The organism is uncultured Corynebacterium sp., from assembly GCF_945649885.1.
Taxonomy (GTDB): domain Bacteria; phylum Actinomycetota; class Actinomycetes; order Mycobacteriales; family Mycobacteriaceae; genus Corynebacterium.
Map to the genome: position 1 here is coordinate 1 of NZ_CALZFS010000180.1, position 3865 is coordinate 3865.

Genomic DNA, 3865 nt, shown 5'->3' on the forward strand with positions numbered 1-3865 from the left:
CGGTGCCCTCGCCGCTACCTCCGCGCCGGCGGCAACAGCCAATCCGGCCGAGGACCTCTACCGTCTTTCCAGCGACATCTCCGCAAACCTCTCCAGCGGACTCCCCTTTGATCACCTGGGGCGCCCCACCGAAGCCGGCCGCCAACAGATCATGAACGCGGTCAACCAGCCGTGGGTGCCCAAAGAGATCAAGGACATCGTCAACCAGGCCCTGGGATTCGTCTCAGATGACGGTGACCAGAGCATGATCCCGGAGAATGCACCTGACATCGCGCAGTTCGCCTGGCCCACCAGTGCCCAGAACTGCATCGGTGGACACTCAGCCTCCGTCGGCAGTGCCTTTGCCGTGGCAGGTCCAGCAGCACTGCCCCTCCCGGGAGTCGATGCCGGACAGGCCGCCTTCGTGTTCACCGCACTGGGTACCGGGCCACTTGCCGAGCAGCAGAACACCGGAATGCATGTCCAGTGGGCGAATCTGAGCAATTTCACACACGGAACCACTGCGCTGGGTAACACCGGCATCAATCCAGATGGCCCCTCTACGATTTCAGGTGTAGCCAACACCGGGCGCGGCCTTGTCGTCGCAGTGCTCAGTGGCGGCCTCACCACGTCAACGGACAACGGATCCGCGAACTGCAACTTCGCCCCCACTGCTGTCGTATTCGATGTGAGGTAGAAAAACCATGACTGATCTTCATCCCGTGAAGAAGGAAATCTTCAACACCACCGAACAGGTGAACACCGATCCGAAGGGCTTCCTGCGCGAAGTGGACACCTTCCGGGTCACCGACTTCGGCCTTTACATGGCACGTGGTGCGAACCACCCCAGGTTCGGTTACCTGGAAAGCTGGCTGCTTCCAGAACTCGGCCTGCGGGCCAATATCTTCCACTTCCGTGAGGGCGTGGAAGAACGTCAGGATTACTACATCGACATCGCTGAGATCAATGTCGAAGACAACGTGTGGACCACCCGTGACCTCTACGTGGATCTGGTGTCCGTCACCGGCGAGCCGATCACCGTCATGGACATTGATGAGCTGGCCGCAGCAACCTCCGCCGGCCTGATCACCGCCGATGACGCCGAACGCGCCATCGACGCCACCCTCAACGCGGTGGAGGGCATCACCCGCCACGGCGACGACCCCATGCAGTGGTTGCGCTCCCGTGGCATCGACCTGACCTGGGCTGACGCCAGCGAGGTTCAGCTCGTCCCCGCTGAATACTAGCCTTTGACAGCAGACCTGATCTGTTGTTCATCCAGGTTTGAATCAGCCATCTCCCGATCCAGAGCAGCCGCCTCCTGACTACTGAGGCTGCCATTGCTTCCGATCTGGAGAAGATCCACGATCCGCATGCGGCGTTCAGACTCCCTATAGATGCGTACGCGTCCCCGGGTCCAGGCCACCACCATGACTGCGATCAGCAGCAGTCCCATGTAGCCCAGGATCGGGTAGACATAGCCCACCAGCTCCCTGAAGCCCACGAAGCTCAACACAAATCCCACGAGCACGGTCAGTGCGTAGACCGGACGGAAACGCTCAGGCCTGCGTGCGGTGAGGCGACGGCCCAGGGCGTAGAACATGCCCAGCGCCGTGTTGAAGATCATTCCGTACACCACCACAGCCATGACCTGACCCAGCACCGGGTTGAGCTGGTTGATGATGGTCAGCATCGGCATATCATCCGCACCGACACTTTCCACGGTGAGGAACAGAGTCACGGCGCTGATCAGGAGCAGACCACTGTAGATCAGCCCACCCAGCAGTCCACCGCGGCCGGCCACACGTGGGTTGAACATGTTACCGCCGATGACCACAGCCATGGAGACTGCCACCATGAGGTTGAAGGAGGTGTAGTTCACACCAGCCACAAACCAGTTAGGCAGCGTGGTGGACACCTCTTCAGAGGCGGCGTCGAGACGCTCCAGGCTGGACAGGTCACCAGAGACAATCGTGTACACACACGCAATGGTGATGAACACGATGATGAACGGCGTGATCGCACCGATCACGGTGGTCACCTTGTCCACATCCAACATACCGGCAGCCAGAACCAGGACCACCATGACCAGCGCCCCCACCCACAGTGGCAGACCCCACTGCTGATTCAGGTTCGCTCCAGCACCGGCAAACATGACAAAACCGGTGGAGAACAACGTCAGCATCACGCCTAAGTCCAGGAGCCTGGAGAACACCGGGTGGCTCACACGACGGAACACCTCACCGTGTTCACCGGCATTGAAGTAGCTGCCCAACTGCAGGATGATCAACGCCATCACCGTCATCACCACCGCCGAGATCACCGCACCCCACAGGCCGTTGATGCCGAAGGCCACGAAGTACTGCATGACTTCCTGCCCCGATGCAAAGCCTGCTCCCACGATGATGCCGACGAATGCCAGGGCGACTTTTACTACTTGTCCATTCATTCCCACGTGACCTTCTTGCCATTATTGAAAATAGAAATTAAATATGGCGGAAAGCTTAGCCCTGATGCAAATGTGTCATGCCCCACACCCCCGTAGCAGAGGTACTGTGGTGCCCATGGACGTTAAGATCTATCACAATCCCCGCTGCTCAACTTCCCGCAAAACCCTGAATTTCCTCCGTGATGACGGTGTGGAACCCACCATCGTGCAGTATCTCAAGGACACACCATCAGCCGAGACCCTCCGGGAGATCTTTGACTCCCTGGGCATTCCGGTGCATGAGGGCATCCGCACCCAGGAAGCGGAATATGCCGAACTGAGTTTGAGCCCTGACACACCGGAAGAGGAACTCATCCAGGCGATTGTCTCCCATCCACGCCTTCTCCAGCGCCCCATCGTGGTGAGCTCGAAAGGTGCCCGCATCGCCCGGCCCACCATCGAGGTCGTGGAAGAAATCCTGTAACCCCGCACACAGATTTTTGTGGGCGAAGGCTCTACACTATTTGTTTATGTCTGTTCTCAAGCGTGTTTCCCGTGCCCTCGTCGCCATGACGGTGGCCACCACCCTCGCCATCAGCGCAGTAGCACCTGCCGGTGCCATCACTGATGGTCGGAATGCCAGCGCAGGAGTGCTGAGTGATTCCATGGTGCGTCTCAACATCGGAAACATGAGTTGCACCGGCACCCTGATCACCCCGGAGTGGGTGCTGGCGGCACGTCACTGCATACCGGAAGACGCCAACGTGGGCGAAGCTGTCCTGGGAAGTTTCATCCAGGGTGATCGCAAGGGCATCGCCGAGGTGCGCACACACCCCAGCGCTGACCTGGCCGTGATCAAGCTGGCCTCACCCAGTGGAGCACGCACTGCGAACCTCCACGGCACTCACATCCAGCCCGGAGCCGGCGCAAAGGTGACCGGTTGGGGCGGATGGAGCCAGAATAATCTGATCCTCGGCCAGCAGGCTGATGCGAATGTGGTGCGTCGTATCACCAACCTGGACAGCCCGGACCGCTCAGCACAGCTGCTGGAGGCAGAGATCTACCGTGGTCGCCTGCTGCCTGGTGATTCCGGTGGAGCACTGTGGCTCAACGGTCAGGTTGCCGGTGTGCTCAGCATGTCGACTGCAACGGAACGGCCCACCCATGACGGCACCATGGGCTGGTATGTGCCTGTGGCCGAGCACCTGGACTGGATCTCTCGCCAGACCGGTAAGGTTGTCCCCCCGGTCTCAGGTCAGCCCTCCCCGCTGGTTGATGCAACCAGGTATCCTTCACTGATCCCCGCCCCGCGGATCCAGAACATCCCTGCCACAGGCAGCTCCGTCATTGATGGAACGGTACGCAGCTGGGCGGTTGGAAGTTCTTAAGGTTTCTTCTCCCTAGATTTTGTTAGGTAGTGCTTTGACAGCCCTCATTCTCATCATGCTGGCGATCCTG

The 3865-nt window shown here is 59.7% G+C and carries 5 protein-coding genes; 4 read left to right on the forward strand and 1 reads right to left on the reverse strand.

Annotation, left to right across the window (positions count from 1 at the left end):
• Nucleotides 1–676, forward strand: a 676-nt coding sequence (locus Q0M74_RS13385) for a hypothetical protein (protein ID WP_293955275.1), incomplete at its 5' end; no start/stop codon positions are given.
• Between the two features lie 7 nt (nt 677–683).
• Entirely contained in the window at nt 684–1226 is a 543-nt protein-coding gene (locus Q0M74_RS13390) for a DUF402 domain-containing protein (RefSeq protein ID WP_293955277.1), read from the forward strand.
• Here the strand turns inward: Q0M74_RS13390 and Q0M74_RS13395 are convergent.
• Nucleotides 1223–2428 (reverse strand): hypothetical protein, encoded by a 1206-nt coding sequence (locus Q0M74_RS13395; protein WP_293955279.1) that lies wholly within the window; start codon nt 2426–2428, stop codon nt 1223–1225. The genes Q0M74_RS13390 and Q0M74_RS13395 overlap by 4 nt on opposite strands.
• Nucleotides 2429–2543: 115 nt before the next feature.
• On the opposite strand from Q0M74_RS13395, the gene arsC reads away from it, so the two are divergent.
• Nucleotides 2544–2891, forward strand: coding sequence for an arsenate reductase (glutaredoxin) (gene arsC, locus Q0M74_RS13400; RefSeq protein WP_293955281.1), 348 nt, complete (start codon nt 2544–2546; stop codon nt 2889–2891).
• 46 nt (nt 2892–2937) lie between these two features.
• Nucleotides 2938–3795, forward strand: coding sequence for a S1 family peptidase (locus Q0M74_RS13405; RefSeq protein ID WP_293955283.1), 858 nt, complete (start codon nt 2938–2940; stop codon nt 3793–3795).
• Nucleotides 3796–3865 lie beyond the last annotated feature (70 nt).

Coding starts and splice junctions, on each gene's coding strand:
- Q0M74_RS13390 (WP_293955277.1), top strand. CDS start 684: ATGACTGATCTTCATCCCGTGAAGAAGGAAATCTTCAACACCACCGAA.
- Q0M74_RS13405 (WP_293955283.1), top strand. CDS start 2,938: ATGTCTGTTCTCAAGCGTGTTTCCCGTGCCCTCGTCGCCATGACGGTG.
- Q0M74_RS13395 (WP_293955279.1), bottom strand. CDS start 2,428: ATGAATGGACAAGTAGTAAAAGTCGCCCTGGCATTCGTCGGCATCATC.
- arsC (WP_293955281.1), top strand. CDS start 2,544: ATGGACGTTAAGATCTATCACAATCCCCGCTGCTCAACTTCCCGCAAA.